Source organism: Oricola indica, assembly GCF_965227485.1.
Lineage (GTDB): Bacteria > Pseudomonadota > Alphaproteobacteria > Rhizobiales > Rhizobiaceae > Oricola > Oricola indica.
Genome location: NZ_OZ245747.1, coordinates 3,536,140 through 3,561,171, shown reverse-complemented (window position 1 = coordinate 3,561,171; position 25,032 = coordinate 3,536,140). Strand labels below are relative to the sequence as shown.

General features: G+C 59.6%; 20 protein-coding genes and 1 riboswitch. Of the genes, 9 read left to right on the top strand and 11 right to left on the bottom strand.

Annotated features, from left to right (window positions below; translation table 11 throughout):
• Window positions 1-34: 34 nt before the first annotated feature.
• Genes ACQK2M_RS17890 through ACQK2M_RS17875 form a run of 4 tightly spaced genes read right to left on the bottom strand, consistent with a single transcriptional unit; the run spans window position 35 to window position 3,779 of the window.
• Window positions 35-1,081: a TRAP transporter substrate-binding protein gene (locus ACQK2M_RS17890; RefSeq protein ID WP_223476999.1), complete on the bottom strand. Its 1,047-nt coding sequence runs from the start codon at window positions 1,079-1,081 to the stop codon at window positions 35-37.
• A gap of 57 nt (window positions 1,082-1,138) precedes the next feature.
• On the bottom strand, window positions 1,139-2,461 hold the full coding sequence (locus ACQK2M_RS17885; protein WP_223476998.1) for a TRAP transporter large permease: 1,323 nt from the start codon (window positions 2,459-2,461) through the stop codon (window positions 1,139-1,141).
• Entirely contained in the window at window positions 2,461-2,967 is a 507-nt protein-coding gene (locus ACQK2M_RS17880) for a TRAP transporter small permease subunit (RefSeq protein WP_425418899.1), read from the bottom strand. Before ACQK2M_RS17880 ends, ACQK2M_RS17885 begins: the two co-directional genes overlap by 1 nt.
• Window positions 2,964-3,779, bottom strand: coding sequence for an N-formylglutamate amidohydrolase (locus ACQK2M_RS17875; RefSeq protein ID WP_425418898.1), 816 nt, complete (start codon window positions 3,777-3,779; stop codon window positions 2,964-2,966). Before ACQK2M_RS17875 ends, ACQK2M_RS17880 begins: the two co-directional genes overlap by 4 nt.
• 124 nt (window positions 3,780-3,903) lie before the next feature.
• Between ACQK2M_RS17875 and ACQK2M_RS17870 the strand changes: the two genes are divergently transcribed.
• A complete protein-coding gene (locus ACQK2M_RS17870; RefSeq protein ID WP_223477277.1) occupies window positions 3,904-4,749 on the top strand; it encodes a MurR/RpiR family transcriptional regulator in 846 nt (281 codons plus the stop codon).
• A gap of 12 nt (window positions 4,750-4,761) precedes the next feature.
• On the opposite strand, the gene ACQK2M_RS17865 is transcribed toward ACQK2M_RS17870, so the two are convergent.
• From ACQK2M_RS17865 to ACQK2M_RS17845, 5 genes are all read right to left on the bottom strand, one after another.
• Entirely contained in the window at window positions 4,762-5,136 is a 375-nt protein-coding gene (locus ACQK2M_RS17865) for a DUF423 domain-containing protein (protein ID WP_425418897.1), read from the bottom strand.
• Between the two features lie 73 nt (window positions 5,137-5,209).
• Window positions 5,210-7,996, bottom strand: a complete 2,787-nt coding sequence (gene gcvP / locus ACQK2M_RS17860) for an aminomethyl-transferring glycine dehydrogenase (protein ID WP_425418896.1) — start codon at window positions 7,994-7,996, stop codon at window positions 5,210-5,212.
• A gap of 8 nt (window positions 7,997-8,004) precedes the next feature.
• A complete protein-coding gene (gene gcvH, locus ACQK2M_RS17855; RefSeq protein ID WP_223476993.1) occupies window positions 8,005-8,373 on the bottom strand; it encodes a glycine cleavage system protein GcvH in 369 nt (122 codons plus the stop codon).
• Window positions 8,374-8,377: 4 nt separating this feature from the next.
• A complete protein-coding gene (gene gcvT / locus ACQK2M_RS17850) occupies window positions 8,378-9,481 on the bottom strand; it encodes a glycine cleavage system aminomethyltransferase GcvT (protein ID WP_425418895.1) in 1,104 nt (367 codons plus the stop codon).
• 155 nt (window positions 9,482-9,636) lie between these two features.
• A riboswitch (glycine riboswitch) is annotated at window positions 9,637-9,720 on the bottom strand.
• 159 nt (window positions 9,721-9,879) lie between these two features.
• A complete protein-coding gene (locus tag ACQK2M_RS17845) occupies window positions 9,880-11,004 on the bottom strand; it encodes a porin (RefSeq protein WP_425418894.1) in 1,125 nt (374 codons plus the stop codon).
• Between the two features lie 872 nt (window positions 11,005-11,876).
• On the opposite strand from ACQK2M_RS17845, the gene ACQK2M_RS17840 reads away from it, so the two are divergent.
• From ACQK2M_RS17840 to ACQK2M_RS17815, 6 genes are all read left to right on the top strand, one after another.
• Window positions 11,877-12,956 (top strand): porin, encoded by a 1,080-nt coding sequence (locus ACQK2M_RS17840; protein WP_425418893.1) that lies wholly within the window; start codon window positions 11,877-11,879, stop codon window positions 12,954-12,956.
• Between the two features lie 248 nt (window positions 12,957-13,204).
• Window positions 13,205-14,653: a class I adenylate-forming enzyme family protein gene (locus ACQK2M_RS17835; RefSeq protein ID WP_425418892.1), complete on the top strand. Its 1,449-nt coding sequence runs from the start codon at window positions 13,205-13,207 to the stop codon at window positions 14,651-14,653.
• A gap of 127 nt (window positions 14,654-14,780) precedes the next feature.
• The gene (locus ACQK2M_RS17830) at window positions 14,781-15,713 is read left to right on the top strand and encodes a Bug family tripartite tricarboxylate transporter substrate binding protein (protein ID WP_425418891.1); all 933 of its coding nucleotides are present in this window, start codon (window positions 14,781-14,783) and stop codon (window positions 15,711-15,713) included.
• A gap of 165 nt (window positions 15,714-15,878) precedes the next feature.
• Window positions 15,879-17,828 (top strand): tripartite tricarboxylate transporter permease, encoded by a 1,950-nt coding sequence (locus ACQK2M_RS17825; RefSeq protein ID WP_425418890.1) that lies wholly within the window; start codon window positions 15,879-15,881, stop codon window positions 17,826-17,828.
• Window positions 17,829-18,104: 276 nt separating this feature from the next.
• Window positions 18,105-19,547, top strand: a complete 1,443-nt coding sequence (locus ACQK2M_RS17820) for a class I adenylate-forming enzyme family protein (protein WP_425418889.1) — start codon at window positions 18,105-18,107, stop codon at window positions 19,545-19,547.
• Between the two features lie 124 nt (window positions 19,548-19,671).
• Complete coding sequence (locus ACQK2M_RS17815; RefSeq protein ID WP_425418888.1) at window positions 19,672-20,388, top strand: M23 family metallopeptidase; 717 nt, start codon at window positions 19,672-19,674, stop codon at window positions 20,386-20,388.
• A gap of 29 nt (window positions 20,389-20,417) precedes the next feature.
• Here ACQK2M_RS17815 and ACQK2M_RS17810 read toward each other — a convergent pair whose 3' ends face one another.
• Window positions 20,418-21,308, bottom strand: a complete 891-nt coding sequence (locus ACQK2M_RS17810) for an alpha/beta fold hydrolase (protein ID WP_425418887.1) — start codon at window positions 21,306-21,308, stop codon at window positions 20,418-20,420.
• A 91-nt stretch (window positions 21,309-21,399) separates the two neighbouring features.
• Entirely contained in the window at window positions 21,400-23,433 is a 2,034-nt protein-coding gene (locus ACQK2M_RS17805) for a transglycosylase SLT domain-containing protein (protein WP_425418886.1), read from the bottom strand.
• 196 nt (window positions 23,434-23,629) lie between these two features.
• On the opposite strand from ACQK2M_RS17805, the gene dapA reads away from it, so the two are divergent.
• Window positions 23,630-24,526 carry a 4-hydroxy-tetrahydrodipicolinate synthase gene (gene dapA, locus ACQK2M_RS17800; protein WP_425418885.1) on the top strand — a complete coding sequence of 299 codons (897 nt, stop codon included), beginning with the start codon at window positions 23,630-23,632 and terminating at the stop codon, window positions 24,524-24,526.
• Between the two features lie 25 nt (window positions 24,527-24,551).
• Window positions 24,552-25,031: an SsrA-binding protein SmpB gene (smpB, locus tag ACQK2M_RS17795; protein ID WP_425418884.1), complete on the top strand. Its 480-nt coding sequence runs from the start codon at window positions 24,552-24,554 to the stop codon at window positions 25,029-25,031.
• Window position 25,032 lies beyond the last annotated feature (1 nt).

Genomic DNA, 25,032 nt, shown 5'->3' with positions numbered 1-25,032 from the left:
ACATGCGCCCCGCCTCTTGGATGTTTTATGCCGATCAGGTGTAGCGGTACGGACGTCCCGCCTTGGCCATGTCGGAGTTGTACTTGCGGAAGATCTCGACGACCTTCGCCTTGGTTTCGGACTCGGCCGCGATCTCGTCCCAGAACTTCACGGCAGCGTCTTCGACCGTTTGCCATTCGGCATCCGGGATCGTCGTCAGCTGCATCTTGTCGCCGTTGACGCGAAGATTTGCCTCGCCGCCCCAGTACCAGTGCTGACGGTAGTAGTGCGAGCTTTCGAACGTCACCATCAGCAGTTCCTTGAGGTGGTCCGGCACTTCGTTCCAGCGATCCATATTGGCGAAGAAATGGCCGATCCAGGCGCCCGAGATGTTGTTGGTGAGGAAGTAGTTTGTCACGTCGGCCCAGCCAACCGTGTAATCCTCGGTGATGCCCGACCATGCGATGCCGTCAAGCTCGCCGGTCTGCACTGCGACCTCGATGTCTTCCCACGGAAGTGTCACGGGCACGACGCCGAACTGTGCGAGGAAGCGCCCGGCGGTCGGGAAGGTGAAGACGCGCTTGCCCTTCAGGTCCTCGAGGCTGTTGATCGGATCCTTGGTCGCGAAGTGGCACGGATCCCACGAGCCGGCGGAGATGTGCTTGACGCCGACCTTCGCGTATTCCTCGTCCCAGATTTCCTTCAAGCCGTACTGGTTGAACAGAACCGGCACGTCCAGCGAATAGCGGCAGCCGAAGGGGAAGTAGCCGCCGAAGACGGTGACTTCCGTCGGCGAGGCCATCGAGTCGTCGTCGGACTGAACGGCGTCAATGGTCCCGTTCTGCATAGCGCGGAACAGTTCGCCGGTCGGGACCAACTGGTCGGCGGTGAAGAGTTCGATCTCCATCTCGTCGCCGGCGATCTTGTTGAAGCTGTCGACGGCCGGCTTGATGACATGCTCGGCCAGCGCCGGACCTGCATAGGTCTGAAGCCGCCACGTGATTTTGGACTGGGCGATCGCGGGTGCGGCGAGGGTGCTGCCGGCCGCAACGCCGGCTGCGCCGATACCGGCATTCTTGATGAAACTGCGTCTCGTGGTCATGGTCACCTCCTGGGTGGTTGCTGAGTTCATGCACTCGCCCCGTGGACCGGGGTCTCCTTATCTCCCGTAAACCTGTTCCGGCAGCCAAAGCGCGATCTGCGGAAACGCCATCACGATCGCCAGCGCGAAGACCATCACGAAGACGAAGGGCACGATCGAGCGATAGATGTCGCGCAGACCGATTTCCGGCGGCGCCATGGCGCGCATGAGGAACAGGTTGTAGCCGAATGGCGGTGTCATGTAGGCGATCTGCGTGGTTATCGTGTAGAGCACGCCGTACCAGATCAGATCGAAGCCGAGCGCCCGCACCAGCGGGATATAAAGTGGCGCGACGATCACCAGCATGGCGGTGTCGTCGAGGAACGTTCCCATCAGGATGAAGCTGAGCTGCATCAGGATGAGGATCGCCCAGGGAGACAGCCCGAGCTGTTCGGTGAAGAAGCTCTCGATCGCCTTGACCGCGCCGAGCCCGTCGAAGACCGCACCGAAACCGAGCGCGGCGAGAATGATCCACATGAACATGCACGAGATCGCCAGCGTCTGCCGCACGGAGGTCTCGAAGACTTCCTTCGTCATCCGGCCCTTCACGACCGCAGCCAGGAATGCCGTCACCGCGCCGATGGCCGAACTTTCCACGAGCGAGGTCCACCCGTTGACGAATGGCACCATCATCGTCGCGAAGATCACCAGCGGCAGGATGCCGGCGCGCAGGAGCCTCAGCTTCTCCGCCATCGGCACGTCGCGCTCTTCCTTCGACAGAGCCGGGCCGAGTTCGGGATTGATGCGGCAGCGGATCGCGATGTAGAGCACGAAAAGCCCGGCCATCAGCAGGCCCGGAATGATCCCGGCAAGCCACAACTGCCCGACCGGCTGGCGGGCGATCATCGCGTAAAGCACGAGCACCACGGATGGCGGCACGAGGATTCCAAGCGACGATCCGGCCTGGATCACGCCGGTCACCATCAGCTTGTCGTAGCGGCGCTTGAGCAGTTCGGGCAGGGCGATGGTCGCGCCGATCGCCATGCCGGCGACCGACAGTCCGTTCATCGCCGAGATCAGCACCATCAGCAGGATCGTGCCGATGGCGAGCCCGCCATTTATCGGGCCCATCCAGACGTGGAACATCTTGTAGAGGTCGTCGGCGATCTTCGATTCCGACAGCACGTAGCCCATGAAGATGAACATCGGCAGCGTCAGAAGCGGATACCATTTCATCAGCTTCATGGCTGCGGAGAAGGGTATGTTGAAGCCGCCCGTGCCCCACAGCAGGATGGCTGCCGCCGCTGCGACGAAGCCGATCGCGCCGAAGACGCGCTGCCCGGTCAGCAGCATCAGCATCATCGCGGAGAACATCGTGATGGCGATCATCTCATAGGACATCAGATGGCCTCTCCGCGGATGCGAAAAATGTCCTTGATGAGTTCGGAAACGCTTTGCAGGATCATCAGAACGAAGCCGACGCACATCGCAATCTTGATCGGCCAGAGATAGGGCCGCCAGGCGGTCGGGCTGCGCTCACCGTATTTCAGCGAGTATTCCGTGCTCTCGATGCCGCCGAGAAGCAGGACGACCAGAAAGAAGATCAGAAACAGCACGGTGAAGCAGTCGAACCACGCCTTCGTCTTGTCGGACCATCCGCCATAGAAAAGGTCCATGCGCACGTTGGATCCCAACTGGATGGAGTAGGGGCCGCCGAGGATATAGTAGGCGACCATCGCGAACTGCGCGGTTTCAAGCGTCCAGAGCGAAGGGAGAAAGAAGGTCTTCGAGATCGATGACCACAGCAGGATCGCGATCATGACGAAGATGCCGTACATCATGATCCGCCCGAGCCGGCGGTTGATCGCATCCACGATGCGCACGTAACTGCGGGCAAGCGAACTCATCCCGACTGCCTCTTTCCGACTGCTGAATGCACCGGATGCTCACATGCCTCCAGCCCGCGTTCAATCATTCTGGCGAGCGACGAGGCTACCTGCTCGGCACCTGCGTCATCAGCGACGAAATCGTTGCGAATTTCGATCATCACGTTGAGAAGCCCGGCCTCCAGCGCATGTTCTTTCAAGGTGTGGGTAACGCCGTCCTTCGGACCGTAGGGCTCGTTGAGAGCCGCCTTCAGGGACGTGAATTCCGGTGCGGCGGCCAGCATGGCGGTCGCCAGCCGGTCGTCGGTGTCGTGCAGCAGGCCGAGTTCCACCTTGCGTTCGACGCCGAAGAAGCTCGGTGTGAAACTGTGGACCGTGATGAGCGCGGGCAGCGCTGGTCCGCGACCGACAATGGTTTCCGTGAGAAGCGCCCTGAAGGGCTCGTAGACTTCCGCGATACGCGCCTGCCGCTCGGCGATCGTGAGGTTGGCGTTGGCGGGCGCCTCGATCAGTTCGCTTTTCGCGGGGATGGAATCGGGCGCTTCCGGCGGCCGGTTGCAGTCATAGACAAGGCGCGAAACGCGCGAGGCGACCAGTGGGGCGTCGAGCAGGGCGGAAAGGCGTGATGCGACCGCGAGCGCACCGATGTCCCAGGCCGCGTGCGACAGCCGGTCTTCCGAGCGCAGACCGAGACCTGCGGTGCTCTCGGGCATGTAGGCGCTGGCATGTTCGCAAACGAGCACGATTGGCGCGCCGCCATCCGGGTTGATGACCTCGGCGGCAGGTTCCTCTGACGGCGCGAGGATGGCGGCTCTGTGTGCGTGGGCTTCCATGCGTATAATTCATTACAACAAAAAAGTTTCTGTCAACATCGTTTCAGTAGACAACGCTACATTTTCGGAGTTACCTCCCGACACGAAAGGAGCGCCCGTGGCTGAAACGCTGCCATCGGTGAAAATGCGCATACAGGAGCGCATGGAAACACTGACGCCATCCGAGCGTCAGCTGGTCAGCGTGTTGTTGCAGGATTACCCGGTTTCCGGCCTTGGATCGATCACCGAGGTGGCGCGAATGGCAGGCGTTTCGACGCCGACCGTGATCCGAACGGCGCGAAAACTCGGCTTCGATGGCTTTCCGGACATGCAGGGCGCGATCCGAGAGGAAATCGCCGCGCAGATCAAGGAGCCGATTTCGCGGCGCGACGCGGGGCGCGCCAATGTCTCGGACGAACACACGCTCAACCAGTTCGCCGACTCCGTCTCCTCGAATATTCGAAACACGCTGCAACGTCTCAACCCCGAGGCGTTCGACGCGGTCGTCTCGATCCTCGCCGACCCGAAACGCCACGTCTATCTGGCGGGCGGCCGTATCACGCGGTCAAACGCGGACTATTTCTTCAATCACCTTCAGATCATTCGCGCGAACGTGACGCTGCTCAGCCAGTCACCGAATGTGTGGCCGCAATATCTGCTCGATATCGACGACACGGCGGTGCTCGTCCTGTTCGATATCCGCCGATACGAATCGGACATGCTCAAGCTGGCGCGGCTGGCGCGCGATCGAGACTGCAGCATTGTCCTGTTCACGGACCAGTGGGGATCGCCGATCAGCCGTCTTGCCGATCATTGCTTCCATGCGCTCGTTGAGGCGCCGTCGAGCTGGGACTCGACCATCGCCATCATGTTGCTTGTCGAGGCTCTGATCGCCGACGTTCAGGCGGCGAGGTGGGAGGAGTCCAAGGATCGTATCGAGGAACTCGAGTCGATGTTCGGAAAGACGAAGCTGTTCAGAAACCAGAACTGACAGGGGCAGGCGTCATGCTTCCCGAGATGGGGTGAACGCCGAAACCGCGACAGCGAGCCAACCCGCCATCATCGCGATACCACCGCTTGGCGCGGCCATGGCGAAAAGCCGGTCGCCGGCAAAGGCCCGCATGGCGATATCCGCGGAAAAAAGAGCCGCGCCGGCAAAGAGCAGCAGGCCGGCGAGCCGGAGAATAAGGTCTTTTCGGCCGGACAGTCCGAGCGCCAGCATCGCTGGCGCGTGAGCGATACAGACGAGAGCGACCGAACCGAGCAGGCGCGGATCACTCGCCGCATGCGCGCTTGCCGCGGCCGCCGCAACGCCGCCGATCCCCAGAATGCCTGCGCCCAGCAGCATGGCACGGTTCTTGTCGGCTGGTTGCGTCATCGCGTTTCTCCTTCCCGGCGCATATGCGGTTGGTGATGCGCCGGGACAAGCCTGCTTGCCGCTACCTTTCGCCTCAGCCGCTGGCTGCGTAGCTTTCGACCGGCGGGCAGGTGCACACCAAATGTCGGTCGCCATGTACATTGTCGACGCGTGCGACCGGCGGCCAGTATTTCGAGGCCGCCGTATCGCCACCGGGTGTCGCCGCCAGTTTGCGCGGGTAGGGATGAGCCCAGTCATCGGCCAGCACATCGTCGGCGGTGTGCGGCGCGTTGACGAGCGGATTGTCGCTGCGCGGCCAGTCTCCCTGCATGACCCGCTCGGCTTCGCCCGCAATCGAGATCATCGCGTCGCAGAACCGGTCCAGCTCCGCCTTCGGTTCGGATTCCGTCGGCTCGACCATCAGTGTCCCGGCGACGGGCCAGGACATGGTCGGCGCGTGAAAGCCGTAATCGATCAGGCGCTTGGCGATGTCTTCCACCGTGACGCTTGCCGTGTGTTTGAAGATGCGCGTGTCGACGATGCATTCATGCGCGACACGGTTCTTCCGGCCCTTGTAGAGAATGGGATAATGCGGTTCGAGCTGCGTCGCGATATAGTTGGCCGAAAGGATCGCCATTTCCGACGCCCGCTTCAGTCCCTGCGCGCCCATCATGCGGATATACATCCATGTGATCGGCAGGATCGAAGCGCTGCCGTAAGCCGCTGCGGCCACCGCATTGTCGGTTCCCTCAGAGACATGTCCCGGCAGGAACGGAGCGAGATGCGCCTTGACCCCGATCGGACCAATGCCCGGTCCGCCGCCGCCATGCGGAATACAGAAGGTCTTGTGCAAATTCATGTGGCAGACGTCGGCGCCGAAATCGCCGAGCCGCGCCAGCCCCACGAGCGCATTCAGATTGGCCCCGTCCAGATAGACCTGTCCGCCGTGTTGATGGACGATATCGCAGATTTCGCGGATACCTTCCTCGAAAACGCCGTGCGTCGACGGATAGGTGATCATCAGTCCCGCGAGCCTGTCCGCATTGGCTTCGGCCTTCTCCGTCAGGTCGCCGATATCGACATCGCCGGTATCCGTGCATTTGACGACGACAACGTCGAGCCCGGCGACATGGGCGGATGCCGGGTTCGTTCCATGCGCGGAGGAGGGGATCAGGCAGACGGTGCGCTGATCGTCCCCGCGCGATTCATGGTAGCGCCGGATTGCAAGAAGGCCCGCATATTCGCCCTGGCTACCGGCATTGGGTTGTAGCGAAACCGCGTCGAGCCCTGTGATCTCCGCGAGCCAGCTCTCCAGATCGGCGAACATCGCATGATAGCCTTCCGCATGCGCCTTCGGTGCAAAGGGATGCAGATTGGCCACTTCGTTCCAGCTCACCGGCAGCATTTCCGCGGCCGCGTTCAGCTTCATCGTACAGGAGCCGAGCGGGATCATGGCCCGGTCGAGCGCCAGATCCTTGTCTGCGAGCCGCCGCAGGAAGCGCATCATCTCCGTTTCCGACCGGTTTTCATGGAAGACCGGCTGGGTGAGGAGGTGAGCTTCGTCTCGTCGCGGGGGCAGCGCTTCCGATGCGGAATCCGGCAGTTTCTTGTCAAAAAGCCCTGCCAGCGCGTCAAGATCGGCGTCGGTCGAGGTCTCGTCGAAGGTGACCGAGACCGTGTCTTCATCGATCACGCGCATCAGTCTGCCGCCGGCTTCTGCTTCCTTTGCGATATCCTTCGCCTGGCCCGGAGCCCGGACGGTAACGCTGTCGAAGAACCTGGTGCCCGTCACGCCGGCGGCTGCCGCGAAGCGCGCCGCCAACCCGTGCACTTGCTCTGCAATGGCGCGCAGTCCTTTCGGCCCGTGCCAGATCGCATAGGCCGCCGCCATGTTGGCGAGCAGCGCCTGCGCGGTGCAGATATTGGAGGTCGCCTTGTCGCGGCGGATGTGCTGTTCGCGGGTCTGCAAGGCCAGGCGGTAGGCCGGCCGGCCCATGGCATCAACCGATTCGCCGACCAGACGGCCGGGCAACAGCCGTGTCAGCGCATCCGACACCGCCATATAGCCGGCATGCGGCCCGCCATAGCCGAGCGGCACGCCAAAACGCTGCATCGAGCCGACCGCGATATCCGCGCCCCATGACGCGGGTGTTTCGAGCAGCGTCAGCGCCAGCGGATCGGCGACGGCGACGATCAACGCGCCGGCATCCTTCGCGCGCGAAATCGTGTCTGTGTGATTGCCATACACACCTTTTGTATCCGGCCATGAGGCGACCACGGCTGCGGTGTTCCCGCCGATCTCATCTGCGATGGTCATGCCAAGCGCGTGGCAACGAGTCCGGACGACATCGAGTGTCTGCGGATGCGGTTCGCCGACAAAGACGATCTCGCGCCGCTTGTCGCGATGATGGCGCAACGCCACGCCGACGGCTTCCGTCACCGCCGTCGCCTCGTCCAGCAGCGAGGCGGATGCGACGGGCAGGCCGGTCAATTCCGCCACAAGCGTCTGGAAATGAAACAGGAGTTCCAGCCGTCCCTGGCTGATTTCCGGCTGGTAAGGCGTATAGGCCGTGTACCAGGCCGGATTCTCGAACAGGTTGCGCTGGATCACCGGCGGCACGTGGCATCCGTGATAGCCTTGGCCGATGAAGCTCTTCATCACCGTGTTGCGTGCCATCATGGCTTGCAATTCGCCGAGCGCCTGCGCCTCGCTCGCGGGCTCCGGCAGGTCGAGCGGGCGATCGAGCCGGATAGCGGCCGGCACGGTTTCGGAAATCAGCGTCTCAACGGACGGTATGCCGATCTTCGTCAGCATGGCGCGGATATCCGCCTCGGACAGGCCGATATGACGGCGGTCGAATGCGCTTGTCACGGCGTTCATGGCGATCCTCAGTCCAGCGAGTTCTTGTAGGCGTCGGCGTCCATCAGGCCTTCGAGCTGGCTTTCGTCGGCGATGCTCATCGTCCACAGCCAGCCATCGGCCTCCGCAGCCGAATTGATAAGACCGGGCTCGGACGTCAGCGCCTCGTTGACGCTCTTCACCTCGCCATCCACCGGCGCGTAGACATCCGATGCCGCCTTGACCGATTCGACCACCACCAGCGCGTCACCTTTCGAGACACTGGCTCCGGGCGAGGGCAGTTCGACGAAGACGAGGTCGCCGAGTTGCTCCTGGGCATGTTCGGTGATGCCGACGGTCGCCACGCCGTTTTCGACGCGGATCCACTCGTGGTCTTCGGTGTAATAGGTGGTGCTCAAGGGTTCATCCTTTTTGGCTGCGTTTGACGATGAAGGGAAGTTTGGTCACACGCATCGGCACCTGCCGTCCGCGGACATCAGCGGTAACCTCGGAGCCGGGCTGAGCGAGATCTGTGCGCACATATCCCATGGCGACGGGGTGCTCGACGGAAGGGCCGAACCCGCCCGAGGTGACGCGTCCGGCGGGTTTGCCGTCGCTGTCGGTCAGAATTGCTCCGGCGCGCACCGGTTGCCGGCCCTCGGCTTGCAGCCCGACGCGCTTTTCTTCCGGGCCGGAGGCGTGGATTTCCGCCAGCCGTTCGGCGCCGATATAGGAGCCACCCTCGCGCAGGCTTTTCGGAACAGCCCAAGTCAGTCCCGCGCTGATCGGGTCGGTCGATTCGTCGAGATCGTTTCCGTAGAGGCAAAGACCGGCCTCGAGGCGCAGGCTGTCGCGCGCGGCAAGGCCGATCCATTCGACGCGTTCGTCCATGACGAGATTGTCGGCGAAGGCTTCGGCCCGGTCATGGGGCAGGGCGATCTCGAAACCGTCCTCGCCGGTGTAGCCGGAGCGCGTCAGAAACCAGCCGGGCCGCGGCTCCATCCCGCTCATGAAGGACATTCCGGCGATGTCGAAGCCGGAATCGGTCATGACCTGCGCCGCGTCCGGCCCCTGTAGCGCCAGAAAAACCCGGTCGAGTGCTTCGATCGTCGCATTCATGTCCTGGAGCGCATCGCGCATCCAGGCTTCGTCCGCTTCGGCACGCGCCGCATTGGCGACAATCATGAAGCGGTCGTCGGCAAGGCGGGTGACGATCAGGTCGTCGAGGATTCCTGCGTCGGTGTTGAGCAGGAAGGTATATTTGCTCGCCCCGATGGGGTGTGAGCCGGCCTCCACCGGACAGATTTGGGCAATGAACGCTGCGGCGTCGGTGCCGGCCACCTCAAAAAGCCGCATATGGGAGATGTCGAACAATCCGGCATGGGTCCGCGTGTGCAGATGCTCCTTCATCACGCCAAGCGGATAGGAGAGGGGCATGGACCATCCGGCGAACGGGCCGAATTTCGCGCCCGCGCGCTCATGCAGCGTGTGAAGTGGCAGTTGTTTCGGCGAATCGCTCTCGGTCATCGGCACCCTTTCCGTCAGTCAGCACGACCCGGCCATCGGCGATGGCGGGATGTGCCCCTCTGTCGGAAGCCTGAGAGACTCGCATTCCCGGAACTCTGTCGGGAACACTTACACCTTCGGCGCGGGGCATTTGCCCCGACTTTCCAGAGTGCCTTGATCAGTCAGCGGTTCTTTTTGCCTGAGAGATTTCGGGCGATTTCCCCTTCGGCGGCCTTTCGGCGCTCTCCCACTGACGGACCGGGCCGAAACCCGTGAGCTGTTTGGAGACTAGCGCGGGGAAAGGTGCGTGTCACGCCGATTCCGTAGACAGGGCTCCAATCGCGTCGACTGTATGAAGCGCGCAAAAAAAACCCGGCGGTTGCCCGCCGGGTTTTCATCAACTGACTTGCGTCAGACGATTAGAACGAAGCCTGGAAGCGAAGGAAATTGCTCCAGCCCGTGGCGTCGTCAAGTCCGCCCGGAACGGCAGAGCGATTAGCGTCGCGGAAATCCCAGTACTGGACGCTCGCCTTGACCGCGAGGTTGGCTGCCAGAGCGTAATCGAGCGTGACGCCGGCTTTCCACATGCGGTCGTCAGATTCGCTGCCGAACTCGTCGTTGCGCCACTGCCTCCAGGAGAAGCCCGGAGTAACGGTCAACTTGTCGCTGACCTGGGCCGCATAGGACGCCTCGGCGACCCAATGCAGGTGACCATCGTCGCCCGGATCAGGGCTGTCCGACGTCGCGGTGGCGTACATGGACGTTCCCGTACCGGCCACGTTGCCGCCCTGGTTCCAGGTGAAGCGGCCCTGCAGTGCGCCCGGCCCGATATCGGCCGAACCGCGAACGACGACGCCGCCCAATTCCGTGCCGAGATCGTAGTAACCGACCACGGTCGCTGAGATGGCACCCGATGAGAAGCCGAGCATGCCGGTCACACCGAACTTGGCCCCATCTTCACTGTCCCACACATTGCCGAGATCCGCGCTCTGGTCGATCGACGCACCGAAGCTGATCGCACCGGCAGTGCCGGAATACTGGATCGAGTTGAACTTGTTGGTCAGGCCGTTGGAGTCGGTTTCGCCGTTGATGCCGTTGTCCAAGAAGCCACCGAAGTAACCCATGGTCAGGCCAGCGAACGAGAGCTTCACGACGTCGAGGTCAACATCGCTGCCACCGGGAGTTTCGAACTCGACATAGGTTTCGATCGGGCCGATCTCGCTGTCGGTCCAGGACGAGATGTTGAACTGGCCGGTCGAAGCGAAGCCGATCTTGCCGGCATCTTCCGCGGTCGTGCCCCATCCGTCCAGAGCGCCATTATCAAAAGAGTCCGACGTATGGTTAATCTGGAAACGGGCCCAGCCTGCGATCTTCAGGCAGGTTTCGGAACCCGGAATGTAGAAGTAGCCGGCACCGGCCGCGTCGCAGACGCGGACGTATTCGACCATCTCCGGTTCCGGAATGATCACGGCGTCGGCAGCGCGAGCGCCGGAGACAGCGACGAGGGCCGCTGCGGAGCCGAGAAGTAGGCTCTTGATTTTCATTGTCTGACCTCCAGTCAAAGTTTCGACGGATCAAAGGTGCCAATGCTCTATCAGACGGGTTGCCCCCAAACCGGCATTAACAACTTCACCCCATGGTTGAAAGATCGACGAACTTCGCCCATCCCGGAGCGTAATACACTCTCCTCAGGATTGCGGGGCAAGCTGTTTCGGTCTGCAAATTTTGGATTTTCGAAGGTTTGAGATGCGCTGTTGCCCGAAAGACACAGAATTGGCCGATTGCGAGGTCTTGTAATGAGATCTTGCCATTCCGATGGACGGTTCGCGCCTTTGAGGGCGCTGGCTTCCACGCCGGTAGATCTTTGCAAGTTTGCCGAATCGGCCCGAATCCGGGACTCGGTCCGGAGGGAATGCGCTCTTTGAATCTAGATTGAGGCTCCTGCGCCAACTGGTGGCGACAATCCGCTCGGCATTCTGTTAATGCCTCTCGATGTCGATTGTGCCCGATCTGATTTCTTCATTATCAAAGGGCGAACGAAAGAGAGGCGTCATCTGCGGCATTAATAAAGAGGCATCTTTGATCGCCTCGTCGCTCGACTGCCGTTTCGAATCGAATCGTTTTCGAACTTTTTCGTCTGACAAATTATCTGTTTGTTAGGGTTTGTCGGGATTCCGGCGCTTTTGCGCGGATGCGCCTGCGAAAGCCGTGTCATTTCTGCAACATCACCCTAGGGAAGATGTGCCGGCCCGCATTTTCAAGGCCTTGGGCTGTTGCGCCGGATTCTGCTTTCGGTATTTATCGTTGCGAGAGTTGGACATGAAAGTGTGCTTCTTTCGAACCAGGGGATGGGACAGGTCGCTGTCCTTCAGCTAAATACCCAGACCCGTTTTTAACTTTGACTGGAGGTCAGACAATGAAAATCAAGAGCCTTCTCCTCGGCTCCGCAGCGGCTCTCGTCGCTGTCTCCGGCGCTCGCGCTGCCGACGCTGTGATCATCCCGGAACCGGAAATGGTCGAATACGTTCGCGTCTGCGACGCGGCCGGTGCCGGTTACTTCTACATTCCGGGTTCCGAAACCTGCCTGAAGATTTCGGGCTGGGCACGTTTCCAGATCAGCCATTGGTCTGATGACGGCGGCATGGACGGTGCTGACTCCGATTGGGGTATCACGGACGAAGATGCAGCCAAGATGGGCTTCTCATCGACTGGCCAGTTCGCTCTTTCGTCCTGGACCGACAGCGAAATCGGCCCGATCGAAACCTACCTCGAGTTCGAAACTCCTGGTGGCAGCGATGTTGACCTCGACGTCGTCAAGCTGTCGTTCGCCGGCCTGACCATGGGTTACTTCGGTGGCTTCCTGGACAACGGCATCAACGGTGAAACCGACTCCAACGGTCTGACCAACAAGTTCCATTCGATCCAGTATTCCGGCACTGCCGGTGCCATCAGCTTCGGTGCGTCGATCGATGCTTACGATGGTCTCGTCTGGGATAGCGAAGATGGCGCCAAGTTCGGTGCGACGGGCCAGCTCGGCTTCACGAGCGGCGCTATTGCGGCAACCGTGACCGGCTTCTATGACTTCGGAGCCTCTGGCGGCGGTGTGGTCGGCCGTATCTCTGCCGATGTTGGCATGGGTACGCTTCAGGCTCGCGGTACCTGGGCTGAAAACAACGTCAACATGTACACTGGGAGCGCGACGAGCCCGGATGATGGCGGTGCTCTGCATTGGGTCGCTGAAGTGTCCTACGCCGCTGCCGTTAGCGACAAGCTGACGGTCACTCCCGGCTTCTCGTACCGTTCGTGGTACAATACTGGCGATGGCGATCCGGAAGACACGATGTGGAAGGCCGGCGTGACGCTCGACTACGCTCTGGCTGCGAATCTCGCAGTGAAGGCAAGCGTCCAGTATTGGGATTTCGACGACGGCAACACCGGCGATCCGGAAAATGCCACCGGTTGGAGCAACTTCCTGCGCTTCCAGGCTTCCTTCTAAGCCTCGCGTGCATGCCTTGTAAGACGAACCCGGCGGGCAACCGCCGGGTTTTTTCGTTTGGATGCGGATAGTTGATTTCAGGAGTGAGATTGCGAATCTTGCTTTTTGGTGCGGATCGGTAAGGCTTCAGGAAATCTGTTCGGATAGATGGCTTGGCCTGAAAATATCCAAAGGGAATCATTCCGCGTCACGCCAAGGAATGCTAGGGAAAGCCAGCACTCCTGCCAGCCGATAATTGTAGCTCCGCCATGACAGACATATTCGATGCTATCGACCGCCACGCAAAACATACGCCCGGTAGTTATGCATTTATAAGCCCCGCTGCGTCACTGAACTATTCCGGCCTTTCGGATGGCATCAGGAATATCGCAACCAGGGCGTTGACAATGAATATCTCGCCTGGAAGCCTTGTGGGCGTCCGCTGCAGAAATCCCAATGTGGAAATCCTGACAAATCTCGGCCTGATGCGCGCCGGTATGAGGGTAGGTATCGCGGGTAACAAATCGACATATGCCGAACATGGCGTCGTGCTGGATGTTCTACTCACCGACGGAAGCACGCATGGTGGTAAGGATGTCGCTGCCCGACGCCATATTCCCTTGACGCCGGATTGGGTGCAGCCGCACGAATTCTCCAATCGGAAGATAGAACCGACCGATTATGGATTGATATTCGCATCTTCCGGTTCGACCGGCGCCAGCAAGCTTCTTTTTGCATCGCGTGAGAACATAGATTATCGCGTAGATGTGAAATCGGGGGAGCCGTGGTTCCACGAGGACATGCGCTTCATGACGCTCTCCCAGCCGAATTCGATGACAAGTTTTCTCGACGCTGTCATTACTCTCGTAAAAGGCGGTCAGGTTGTTCGCCTTGACGCGATGCCTCCAGCCCAAACGCTGGATGCGATTACGGTCTTCCAGCCGACCTATGTCAACACGCCGCCTTATACCCTCGTGTCGCTACTGGAGGGATTGAAGACAAATCCGCGCAAATTACGGAAAATCGACTACCTAAGGGTAGCTGGAGCCTATTGTTCACCGCAGGTGCGTGCGAGTGCAAAGGAGCTTCTCGCCTCGCACGTGATTACGTCCTACGGTGCGACGGAAACTGGCCGGATAGCTTTCGCCGAACTGGAAGATATTGCCGGTATCGATGGCGCAGTCGGCGCAATCATGGCGGGCTTGGCGGTTGAGACGGTGGATGACTCCGGAGCGCCGCTTCCACAAGGCGAAACCGGCGAACTTCGCGTCAAGCCGCCTGCCGAAAGTCCGCTGAGCTATTTTAGCTCCGGCGAGTTGATCTCTCCGCTAAAGGACGGCTGGTTTTATCCGGGCGATATTGGTCGTGTCGACGAGAAAAACAATCTGATCATATCCGGACGGAAGAGCAGCGTCATAAATATGGGCGGTAACAAGGTCGATCCTGAACGTGTCGAATCGGCTTTGATCCGTATTGACGGGATCGAGGACGTTGCCGTCGGACCATTTCGCAGTGCTTCGGGATATGACGTGATCGTAGCATTGGTCAAGTCGAGCGGTCCCATTCAGCTGGAGCAGCTGAATCAGTTCCTTGAGAAAAACCGTCAGATTTATCGGATCGATTCGATCCGTCGCGTTTCTTCCATACCACGTAACACGAACGGAAAGATCGACAGGCGAGCGGTGCTCGAGCAGATTAAATCGCCTGCCAAACATTAAACAAAAGGGAGGAATACCCATGTCTCTATGTCTTAAAGGGAATGCGCTTTGCGCATGGCCGCTTAGGTCAGCATTGATGGCCGCGTGTGCATTCGTATCTGCGATTGTAATGTCTCCGATTTCCGCCATGGCAGCGGAATTCAGCGCTGATACGGTGGAACTTCGCGTCGGATACAGCGCCGGCGGCGGCTATGACACGTTCGGTCGGCTGGTTGCGCGCCATCTTGGCAAATATCTGCCGGGCAACCCGGATTTTGTTGTCCAGAATCAGCCAGGAGGCGGCAGCCTGAAATTGACACTGACGACCGTTGCCAGCGACGCAAATGACGGCTCCCTTATCGCATTGGTGAATTCGTCCATGTCGACGTTTCCGCTTTTCGACGAGAAGGGCGCGCGCTTCGATCCGACCGAGCTGGTCTGGATCGGCAGCCTCGCCAACGAGACATCCGTCTGCGTCATGACGAAGCAGTCGGGCGTCTCCACTGTGGAGGATTTCCTCTCGAAGGATTTCATTGTCGGTGCAACCGACCGGGGTGCGACGACTTATCAGTTCCCCGCATTGTTGAAAAATCTGTTTGGCGCGAATTTCAGGATCGTCACCGGCTATCCTGGCGGCCCGGAAATCATGCTCGCGATGGAGCAGGACGAGTTGCAAGCGCGCTGCGGCTATTCATGGTCTTCGCTGAAAGGCTCGCCGGAGGAGAACAAGTTTAACCGGATCGGCCAGATCGGTTTGACGAAAAACAAGGATCTTCCCGATCTTCCGCTCTTCTACGACATGATTGAGTCTGACTTGGACAAGAAAGCTGCCGCGCTGGTTCTTGCGCCGCTGCGCTTCTATCGCGCCTTTGTCGCTCCGCCATCAACGGATCCGGAAGTTGCGGATACACTTCGCCAGGCCTTTACGAAGATGACAGAAGATTCAGAGTTTCTCGCTGAGGCTGCGTCGCTCGGGCTGGACGTGGATGCGGTTCCCGGCGATGAAATCCAACAGATGGTCGAGGACCTTCAGGCATCCGATGAGGCGGCCCTGAAGCGGGCAACCGAGCTTTTGGAATAGGTCGGTTTGGGGCGCTTTCGGGTTGAGTTGACGTTCCGAGAGCGCATCGAAGTATGAGACTGAAAAGGCGATCGCATCTTGCGGTCGTGATTGGGGAGGGTCGGATTGAAGGTGTGGGGATTCAACCGGCACTCCGCCAATTCGCGATAGAAGCGGTGTAAGAGATTGGCCGACGCTTTTTTTTCGGCATTCGTTGAGTTGAGCGAGCCCGCGCGGCTCATGTTTCTCTTCATTGGCGTATTATGCGGATTGGTGATTGGTGTCATACCGGGGCTGAGCGGTATAATCGGAATGGCGCTGCTGGTGCCGTTCACCTACAATCTCGATGCCTATGCCGCTATTGCGCTTCTGCTCGGCATGGGATCGGTGACCACGACAAGCGACACAATTTCAGCGGTCCTTTTTGGCGTTCCAGGTACGGTGGGATCGGCCGCCACGGTTATCGACGGGCATGCGATGGCCCGCAACGGCGAAAGCGGCCGCGCGTTTGGTGCAGCATTCAGCGCATCCATGATAGGTGGCGTCGTAGGGGCCGTCGCACTGGCCCTTGCAATTCCGGTCATGCAACCTGTCGTTCGCAACGTCGCGTCGCCAGAACTGTTTGCCATAGCAGTTTTCGGTCTTTCGATGGTTGCGACCCTATCGGCCGCTAACCCTCTTCGCGGGCTGCTTTCCGTATGCGCGGGACTTGCCGTGGCTCTAATAGGTCTATCGTCTCAAACCGCTACCGACAGATGGACATACGGAACCGTCTATCTTTGGGAGGGGATTCCTCTGGTGCCGCTTTTCTTGGGCTTGTTCGGCATTCCAGAGCTTTTTGTTCTGTCGAAATCGAAGTCGATTGTGGACAGCGATTTGCCTGTGTCGCCAAATAACAGCCTCTTCGCCGGTATTCGGGATACGCTTTCTAATCTTCCCTTGGTCGCTCGGATGAGCGCTTTAGGTGCAATTCTCGGTGCGATACCTGGCATAGGCGTCTCCATAATCGACTGGATCGCCTACGGCATCGCGAATCGCACGGTAAAAGGCGATCACAAGTTTGGCAAAGGTGATGTGCGCGGCGTGATAGCGCCGGAAGCTGCAAACAATGCCAAGGAAGGCGGCGCGCTGGTACCCACTGTTGCTTTCGGCATTCCTGGTAGTGCCAGCATGACCATTCTGCTTGGCGCGCTCATGGTTCAGGGTATCGTGCCCGGTCCGGACATGCTCACTAAGCATCTCGACCTGACGGTCGTGATGGTATTCTCAATAGGACTGGCAAATATCATGGGTACCGTGATTTGCCTTGGCCTGAGTCCGTACTTCGCGCGTCTTTCGTTGGTTTCATCGGGTATTATTGTTCCTGTCGTCCTTGTTTTCGTTGTGCTTGGAGCGTTTCAGGCGAGCAGGGATGCCGGCGATTTTGCCGTGCTCTTTGTATTCGGGATCATTGGACTCGCTCTTGATGCGGCGAAATGGTCAAAGCCGGCATTCGCACTCGGCTTCATTCTGGGACCGAGCGTCGAGCGGTACTTCTTTATTTCCCATTCGATTTACGGCTGGTCATGGCTGACACGACCCATCGTCATGATCATACTTGCGCTGGCGATCGCAAGTTTTTTTCGCTACCTGCCCGAATGGCTGAGAGCTCTTCGCCAACGCGGTGGCGATGACCGACCGAATTTCTCCGTCCCGGCTATGTTCATGAGCATTTGCGCGTTGGCATTTTCATTGTTCGGTCTCATGTCATCGAAGGACTGGCCGCTCGGGGCGTCTTTGTTTCCGATCGTCGTATTCTCCGTCTCCGTTGCACTCTCGGCGATCCTGTTTCTTAACGATTTGCGCTTGATGCGCACTGCTCTGATTCAAGATGTGCCGCTTCGCAATGCAATCTGTGTCCCCGGTTGGCACATCAGATATCTCGCCAATATTGGCGCGTTCCTGGTGTGCTTCCTGTGCTTTGGATGGTTTTTATCAATAATCGGATTCCTGCTGGCAAACCTGAAGTTTCGGGCGAAAACATCCACAAAGGCGGCGTTTTTTATCACCGCAGGCGCAACCTTGGTGATTTGGCTAATATTTGATTTGCTGCTTGCCATGCCATGGCCAGACCCGCTCCTGTTCGGATTTACATGATGGAAAACTTTTAAAATGGCCGCGGCAAATGGTCGGTTTCCTGTGCGACGAAGGCCTGCCGGATCCCAACGTTTCATCCGCGATGAATGCCGGTAACGATCAGAATGTATGAGGGTTTAAGTCCCGAAGCTAAAGGGGCACAGGGCCTTGGTCGTGAGCTACGCCGCAGCCCTCTTTGTCGATCTTGACTTGAGAACATAGTTTCGGACCCCGCTGCAAAATGATAGAAAAACTGGACATGTCAAACAATGGAACCGATGCGGAAGTGACGGAATAATGGTCGATATTTTCAAGGCTATCGAGGAACACGCCAAGCGAAATCCGAGCTCGCTCGCACTGATCGGTCATAACGTATATTTGAGTTACGCCGCCTTCGCGCACGCCACCAGAAACATCTCGGCCTTGGCGTTAGCATCGAATATCGCTCCCGGCAGCCTTGTCGGGGTTCGCTGCGGCAATCCGTACATGGAATTGTTGTTGTACTGTGGTCTGATGCGCGCCGGGATGACTATTGCTTTTCCCAAGGACCCGTCAGTCTACGCCAACCATAATGTCGAGCTTGATGTTCTGCTTTCGGATGATACGTCATTGCGGGGCCAATCAATGCCCGCAAAACGCGTTGTCCCATTGACTTCCGATTGGACACAGCCGCGCGGCACGCCGAAACGGCCTGAGAAAAACCCTCAGTATGCCGCGCTGTTCGCATCGTCGGGCTCAACGGGAAACAACAAGCTTTTTCATGCCAACCGTGCAAACTTGGACTTTCGGATTAAGCTAAAAGAGCATGAAGTATTTTTCGATGGCGATGTCCGTTATCTGTCGCTGTTTCTTGCGGGTACGATGATCAGCTTCATTGACATGCTTATAACATGGAAAAAGGGCGGTCAGGTTGTTTTGACTGGCACATTGTCCCATGAGCAAGCACTTGACGCTATCGCACTCTATCAGCCGACATATTTGGCGGCGCCGCCATATTCACTCGTTGGAATGCTGAACGCACTTGAAACAACCCCCCGCCGTTTTCAGAAGGTCAACTCCATCTATACAGGTGGATCCTATTGTGCCCCTCGCATGTTAGAAGCCGCTAACGAAAAGCTGTGCCACCACCTCATCCCGGCGTATGGATTGACCGAACTCGGACTTGTCGCCTTATCGCCCTACGAAGAATTAGCGTCGATTGACGGCGCCGTCGGCAAACCGGTAACCGGCATGACCGTAGAGGCCGTGGACGAGTTTGGAAATACGCTGCCTTCAGGCGAAACGGGGGAGATCAGGATTACGCCGCCTCCAGGCAGCCCGCTTGGCTTTTATCGCGACAATAGGCGTATCGAAATTGTCGACCACGAGTGGTTCGCTCCCGGCGATGTCGGACACATCGACGCTAATGGATTCCTGGTCACTACGGGTCGTAAGAAAAACGTAATCAACTACGGTGGAAACAAATTCGACCCGGAACGAATAGAAAATACTCTTATTCAGATGCCGGAAATCGAGGATGTGGCGGTTGGCGTCGTGCCGGGGCCGGGCGGATTTGATGTAATTATCGCGCTTGTCAGGGCTTCCCGAGAAATCGATACCGATGCGGTGAATAAATACCTGAAATCAAAAAGGCAGCCATACGATATTGCGTCGGTTCAACTCGTGGCATCCGTTCCGCGTGGTGAGAACGGAAAGGTCAAACGCCAGGAAGTGGCCGAACAGGTGAAGTCCGCCGCTTGATGTTGGAATTTCAATACTGCCCCGGGCGCGAGATGGGTAGTGATTTTGCTGTCGCGCGCTCGACTAGGGTGAAGATTGTTAGAAAACAAGCTACAAATATGTACGCGGACCGCGGAGTGAAAGAATGAAGCATGCAAGACACTTTTTCGGTGCTTGTTCCGTCGTTTTGTCAGCCATGCTTATCGCCGGTTGCGTCTCCGAGTACGGCGATGCGGCGAAGTATCTGGGCGACGTGAAAGCCAGGATTGCGGTCTCCATGCCGGCCAACGCCCCGTCGATCCGTCAGGAATTCCGGATTGGCAACATCCCCGGATCCGACAACGGCGTGCCTTACAGTCACGAAGGTATAGATGTCGTCGCGAAGATCGGTACGCCGGTTCTTGCCGCAGCATCCGGGCGCGTGACCCGTTCCTACGTGGAGCCGATGTACGGAAATCAGGTCGTCATCGATCACGGCATTGATGGCACCGGTCGCAGGACCCAGACGGTTTACAAGCATCTGGACAAGCGGATGGTCTCTGTCGGAGACACTGTGGTTCGCGGGCAACAGATCGGAACGCTGGGCCGCACGGGAGCGCTGGCGGCTGGAATCCTGCATCTGCATTTCGAGATTCGCCGCCAGATCAAGCCGGGCGGACGCGGGCTGCATCCAATCGATCCGCATCGCCTCTGGGCGAATGGGGAAGGGCGCGTCACCTGTTTCGACCCCGATGTCGAGATCGACGATACCGTGTTCCGCGCGACCTATCCCGTCCTCTGCCGCGGCAAGGGGCCTGCTGCCGTACCGCCGCCTGAACAGGCCATTGGCTCTCTCGCAAACCTGAAACGGCCCGAAGGCTGACTGCTGCGAGCCGTAATTGATCGAGCGGGCTATGTCCCGGCCTGATCCAGAAAACGCTGAATCATTTGAGGCAAGCCTGCCGTGTGGAGCAGAGGCGCATGCCCTTGGCCTTCGACATTGACACATTGCAGTCGGGGATGGCGCGCCGCCATTTCATCGACGGTTTCTTGCGACAGCAGTCCGGAATTCTCTCCCCGAAGAACCATCACCGGGATATCGCGTAACGCGTCGAATTGCGGCCAGAGTGCCGGCAGTTCCTCACCGGGTACCAGGGCGTCGAGCGTTTTGCCGAGCGCCGGGTCGTGATCGGCCACTAGCGTGTCTCCGATCTGCCTGAACTTCGCATGCGCCTCGTAGATCCAGTCCTCTTCGGTCAACGCGGGAAAGGCCTTGCCCATAAGGGACTTCTGGATCGCGATGGCTTCGGCCCAGTCCTTCGGTTCGGGCGGATCGGCGAGCATCGTGCGAATGGCCAGCAGGCTCTCGATCCCGATGACCGGGCCGACATCGTTCAGGATGACGGCGCGCAGGAGCCCGGGTCGCATCGCGGCGATCGCCATGGCAATCAGGCCGCCCCGCGACGTGCCGATGAGTGTTGCCTGCTCGATACCGAATTTTTCGAGACCGGTAATCACGTCCTCGGCTTCCGTCAGGATGTTGTAGTGCGTCCAGTCGCTGTCATGATCGGACAATCCCCGGCCGCGATAGTCGAAGCAGATGACCCGGCGCTGGGGCGAAGCGTCTTCCGCGAGATGAACCGCGAGACGGGCGAAATCCCGCGCGTTTCGGCTAAGACCGGCAAGACAGACGACCGGCAGTGTCTCGACGTTTCGCACGCCGTAATCGACCGCATGCAGTTTCAGACCGTCGGGCGCGGAATAGAAGACACTCTTGCCACGCTTCGTTTCGTTGATGACCATTGTGCGAAGTGATTGTCTACAGGTTTCGAGGCCAGGCGCGAGCCGAGGCGGATTGTTTATGGTTTTCAGCCGGTTGCGAAATTTTCCGGAATCAATCTGTCCAGCCGAACCGGAGGTCGCTTGCAATGTCCGTGGGTTCGCCGAAGCGCGCCTTGTAGACTTGCAGGTTTTCCATCACGCGCTGCACGTAACCGCGAGTTTCCGTGAAGGGGATTTGCTCGATCCAGTCGACCACCTCGTCCAGCGGCTTGCCGCGCGGGTCGCCGAAACGCTCGATCCACTGGCCAACGCGGCTGGGGCCGGCATTGTAGGCGATGAAGGTCAGGATATAGGAGCCGCCGAAGCGATCGAGTTGGCGCTTCAGGTATTCCGTGCCCAGCGTCGCGTTGTAGGCCCCGTCCGAATTGAGACGTGACGGCTGATAGGCAAGTCCGGCCTGTCGGGCGACCTCCTTGGCCGTCCCCGGCAGCAATTGCATCAATCCGAGTGCGTTCGCGCGCGACCTTGCGGCGACGTTGAACTCGCTTTCCTGACGCGCGATGGCATAGGCGAGGGGTCTTTCCTCAGGCTTGATCGGGGTTGAGGCCGGAATTGCGCCGATGGGATGCGTCAGTGCTCCCGTTTCGACGCCACGCCACTGGGCGGCTTTGGCGATGCGCAGGGCAGTGAAGCGCTCCTCCATCTTCTCCCAATGCGCAACCAGTTGCGTGACCGACGGCGTGTTTTCGAGTTTGCGGCCGAGACCATAGGCCATCTTGCGGGCGAGATCGGTACGCCCGATCTCCTGCAGCCTTTGCATGGCCGCCACAGGTTCCGTCGAGCGGAAGCGGCTGGTGTCGTCGGGTGTCACCGAAGGCCGCTTGATACCGGAAAGGTCAAGGCCGAGGCGTTGGCGGGCGAGTTGGCCATAAAAGGTCATCTCCAATTCGGCCGCGCGCTTGTAGTGCGTTTCCGCCTCCGGCGATTCCATCGCTTCATAGGCACGGCCGAGCCAGTAGGCACCCCGGGCCCGCGAGATCGCGCCGCTGGAGAGATTTTCGATCAGGGCAAAATGGGCTGCGGCCTTCTTTGGGTCCTTCAGGCCGCGCAGCGCGTACCAGCCGGCGTGAAACGCAGCTTCCACCTGCGTCTCCGCAGAGCCGCCGCGATGCATCGAGGCGATCCGGTAGGCCGCCTCGTGGTTTCCGTGCTCGAATGCGTCGCGCGAGACGATGCGCCGTTCCGTCCACCACTCATCCGGATCGACCAGTTCGTCCGGCTCGACCGGTGATTCGAGCAGCAGTTTGGCGGCTTCGTCATCGCGTTCCTTGCGGCGCAGCCATTTGATCTTCGCAAAGAGGAGATGCGGCGAATTGCGCACGCTCTCGTCGGCTTCGTCGAGGAGTTCGAGCGCATTCTTGTGGAGGCGGATCGCCGCCGACCACGGATCGAGGAACGGCGTCATTCCGGCCGATTGCGCAACTCGCTCGGCGGCCCGGATACGATCTCGATACATCAGCGCCAGGAAACGTCGGCGATGATCGTCCTTTGTCAGAACTTCGGAGAACTCGGACAAAATCTGCAATTCGCTGCGCACATCGAGCGGCTCGGTCGTCCACCATGGCAGCAGCGCCGCGCGGGCGCCCTCGACGTCGTCGAGGCCGATGCTGGCGCGGGCCAGGGAAATCGCGCCAGCCAGCGTTTGTGGCGTCTTGTCGGTATAGGCTGCGGCGATTTCCTTCGGAGAATGGTCTTCGCGAGCCAGCGCCCGCTCGTAATTGGCGCGCAACCGGGACATGTCCGGCCAGCCTTCGAGGGCACGCATTGTAGCCGCGATTTCATCCGAGCTGATCGCGGCGCGACCGGAATACGCGGCGACCCAATCGACGATCCGCCCGTCGAGGCTGTCTTCCGGAAGGTTACGTCTCAATTTCCGAAGGCTTTCGAAGTCACCTCCCTCCAGCGCTTCGAGCGCTTCGACGAGATGTGTTCGTGCCGGGCCTTCTTCCGGTCGGTCCATCGCGATGGAGGCGGTCGTGCGCTGGTCCACCCCCGGCGTCGAATCGCTGAGAACCAGCGCTCCGATCACGGCGGCATGCAGACCTGCGACTGCGGCGAATATGGCTGGGCGGCGTGACAATGGCATGGCTCTTCCCGGCTCCGGTTCCTCCTTGCCGATATTCTACAACAATGACCCGTTTATGGTGAACGGACAGTGAAGAAGCGCACAAATCGGCGTGATCTCGGCGCTTGCCGCCGACAGGCCGCCCGACTATGGTGCGCCGAAATTTCAAGACAGATGCGCGGCAAAGCGCGCAAGTGCATGCGGGAGACGGGTTTTTATGGTTGAGCGTTCGGCGTTGCGCGGGTCTATGACCGCGCTGGTTACCCCGTTCGATACGTCCGGCGCGTTCGACGAGGCGTCGTTTCGTGCACTGGTGGACTGGCAGGTGACGGAGGGCACCAAGTGCCTGGTTCCGGTCGGCACGACCGGCGAATCGCCGACGCTGAGCCATGACGAGCACAAGAGCGTTATCGAGGTCTGCATCGAGGCGTCTGCCGGCCGCGCCCCGATCATCGCGGGTGCCGGGTCCAACAACACCCATGAAGCTGTCGATCTGGCGATGCATGCCGAAAGCGCCGGCGCGGATGCGGTGCTTGTCGTCACGCCCTATTACAACAAGCCCAACCAGCGCGGTCTCTACGAGCATTTCGCGGCTGTCGCTCAGGCGATCGACGTCCCGATCATCATCTACAACATTCCCGGCCGTTCGATCATCGACATGACGCCGCAGACCATGGGGCGGCTCGTGGCTGACTTTCCCAATGTCTGGGGCGTCAAGGATGCGACCGGCAAGGTCGAGCGGGTTTCCGAACAGCGCATCACCTGCGGGCATGATTTTATCCAGCTGTCCGGCGAGGATGGTTCCGCACTCGGCTTCAACGCCCATGGCGGCGTCGGCTGCATTTCCGTGACGGCCAATGTCGCCCCGCGGCTGTGTTCGGAATTTCAGGCGGCCTGCCAGGCAGGGGACTACGCCAAGGCGCTGGAACTCCAGGACAAGCTGATGCCGCTGCACAAGGCGCTGTTCATCGAGCCCGGCGTGGCTGGGTCCAAATACGCACTTTCGCGGCTGGGCCGGGTTAAGAACCGGCTGCGCTCGCCGATGGTGCCGGTCGAGGAATCGACGGCGAAGGCCATCGACGAGGCGATGCGGCACGCCGGTCTCTTGAACTGAGCCGGCGAAACCACACCTTTCGCAAATGGCACCCAGAAAAAAGACAGATCCGACGAACAAGGTCGTCGCCGAAAACCGCAGAGCGCGGTTCAACTTCGATATCCAGGATACGGTTGAGGCGGGCCTCGTGCTGCATGGCACCGAGGTCAAGTCGTTGCGCAATGGCGAAGCAAATATTGCCGAGAGCTACGTCTCGGAAGAAGGCGGCGAGATCTGGCTGATCAATTCCCACATCCCGGAATATCTCGAGGCAAACCGCTTCAATCACGAGCCGCGCCGCCGCCGAAAACTGCTGCTGCACAAGCGGGAAATGGCGAAGTTCGCGCAGGCGGCCGACCGGGAGGGCATGACCCTCGTTCCGCTGAAGCTCTATTTCAACGACCGCGGCCGCGCCAAGCTGGCGGTCGCCATCGCCAAGGGCAAGAAGACCGTCGACAAGCGTGAAACAGTCAAGAAGCGCGATTGGGACCGCCAGAAAGCGCGAATTCTCAAGGAACACGGCTAGC

Excerpts from the sequence above, each read along its gene's own strand:
- ACQK2M_RS17890 (WP_223476999.1), bottom strand. The coding sequence starts at position 1,081 with ATGACCACGAGACGCAGTTTCATCAAGAATGCCGGTATCGGCGCAGCC.
- ACQK2M_RS17885 (WP_223476998.1), bottom strand. The coding sequence starts at position 2,461 with ATGTCCTATGAGATGATCGCCATCACGATGTTCTCCGCGATGATGCTG.
- ACQK2M_RS17880 (WP_425418899.1), bottom strand. The coding sequence starts at position 2,967 with ATGAGTTCGCTTGCCCGCAGTTACGTGCGCATCGTGGATGCGATCAAC.
- ACQK2M_RS17875 (WP_425418898.1), bottom strand. The coding sequence starts at position 3,779 with ATGGAAGCCCACGCACACAGAGCCGCCATCCTCGCGCCGTCAGAGGAA.
- ACQK2M_RS17870 (WP_223477277.1), top strand. The coding sequence starts at position 3,904 with ATGCGCATACAGGAGCGCATGGAAACACTGACGCCATCCGAGCGTCAG.
- ACQK2M_RS17865 (WP_425418897.1), bottom strand. The coding sequence starts at position 5,136 with ATGACGCAACCAGCCGACAAGAACCGTGCCATGCTGCTGGGCGCAGGC.
- gcvP (WP_425418896.1), bottom strand. The coding sequence starts at position 7,996 with ATGAACGCCGTGACAAGCGCATTCGACCGCCGTCATATCGGCCTGTCC.
- gcvT (WP_425418895.1), bottom strand. The coding sequence starts at position 9,481 with ATGACCGAGAGCGATTCGCCGAAACAACTGCCACTTCACACGCTGCAT.
- ACQK2M_RS17845 (WP_425418894.1), bottom strand. The coding sequence starts at position 11,004 with ATGAAAATCAAGAGCCTACTTCTCGGCTCCGCAGCGGCCCTCGTCGCT.
- ACQK2M_RS17840 (WP_425418893.1), top strand. The coding sequence starts at position 11,877 with ATGAAAATCAAGAGCCTTCTCCTCGGCTCCGCAGCGGCTCTCGTCGCT.
- ACQK2M_RS17835 (WP_425418892.1), top strand. The coding sequence starts at position 13,205 with ATGACAGACATATTCGATGCTATCGACCGCCACGCAAAACATACGCCC.
- ACQK2M_RS17830 (WP_425418891.1), top strand. The coding sequence starts at position 14,781 with ATGGCAGCGGAATTCAGCGCTGATACGGTGGAACTTCGCGTCGGATAC.
- ACQK2M_RS17820 (WP_425418889.1), top strand. The coding sequence starts at position 18,105 with ATGGTCGATATTTTCAAGGCTATCGAGGAACACGCCAAGCGAAATCCG.
- ACQK2M_RS17815 (WP_425418888.1), top strand. The coding sequence starts at position 19,672 with ATGAAGCATGCAAGACACTTTTTCGGTGCTTGTTCCGTCGTTTTGTCA.
- ACQK2M_RS17810 (WP_425418887.1), bottom strand. The coding sequence starts at position 21,308 with ATGGTCATCAACGAAACGAAGCGTGGCAAGAGTGTCTTCTATTCCGCG.
- ACQK2M_RS17805 (WP_425418886.1), bottom strand. The coding sequence starts at position 23,433 with ATGCCATTGTCACGCCGCCCAGCCATATTCGCCGCAGTCGCAGGTCTG.
- dapA (WP_425418885.1), top strand. The coding sequence starts at position 23,630 with ATGGTTGAGCGTTCGGCGTTGCGCGGGTCTATGACCGCGCTGGTTACC.
- smpB (WP_425418884.1), top strand. The coding sequence starts at position 24,552 with ATGGCACCCAGAAAAAAGACAGATCCGACGAACAAGGTCGTCGCCGAA.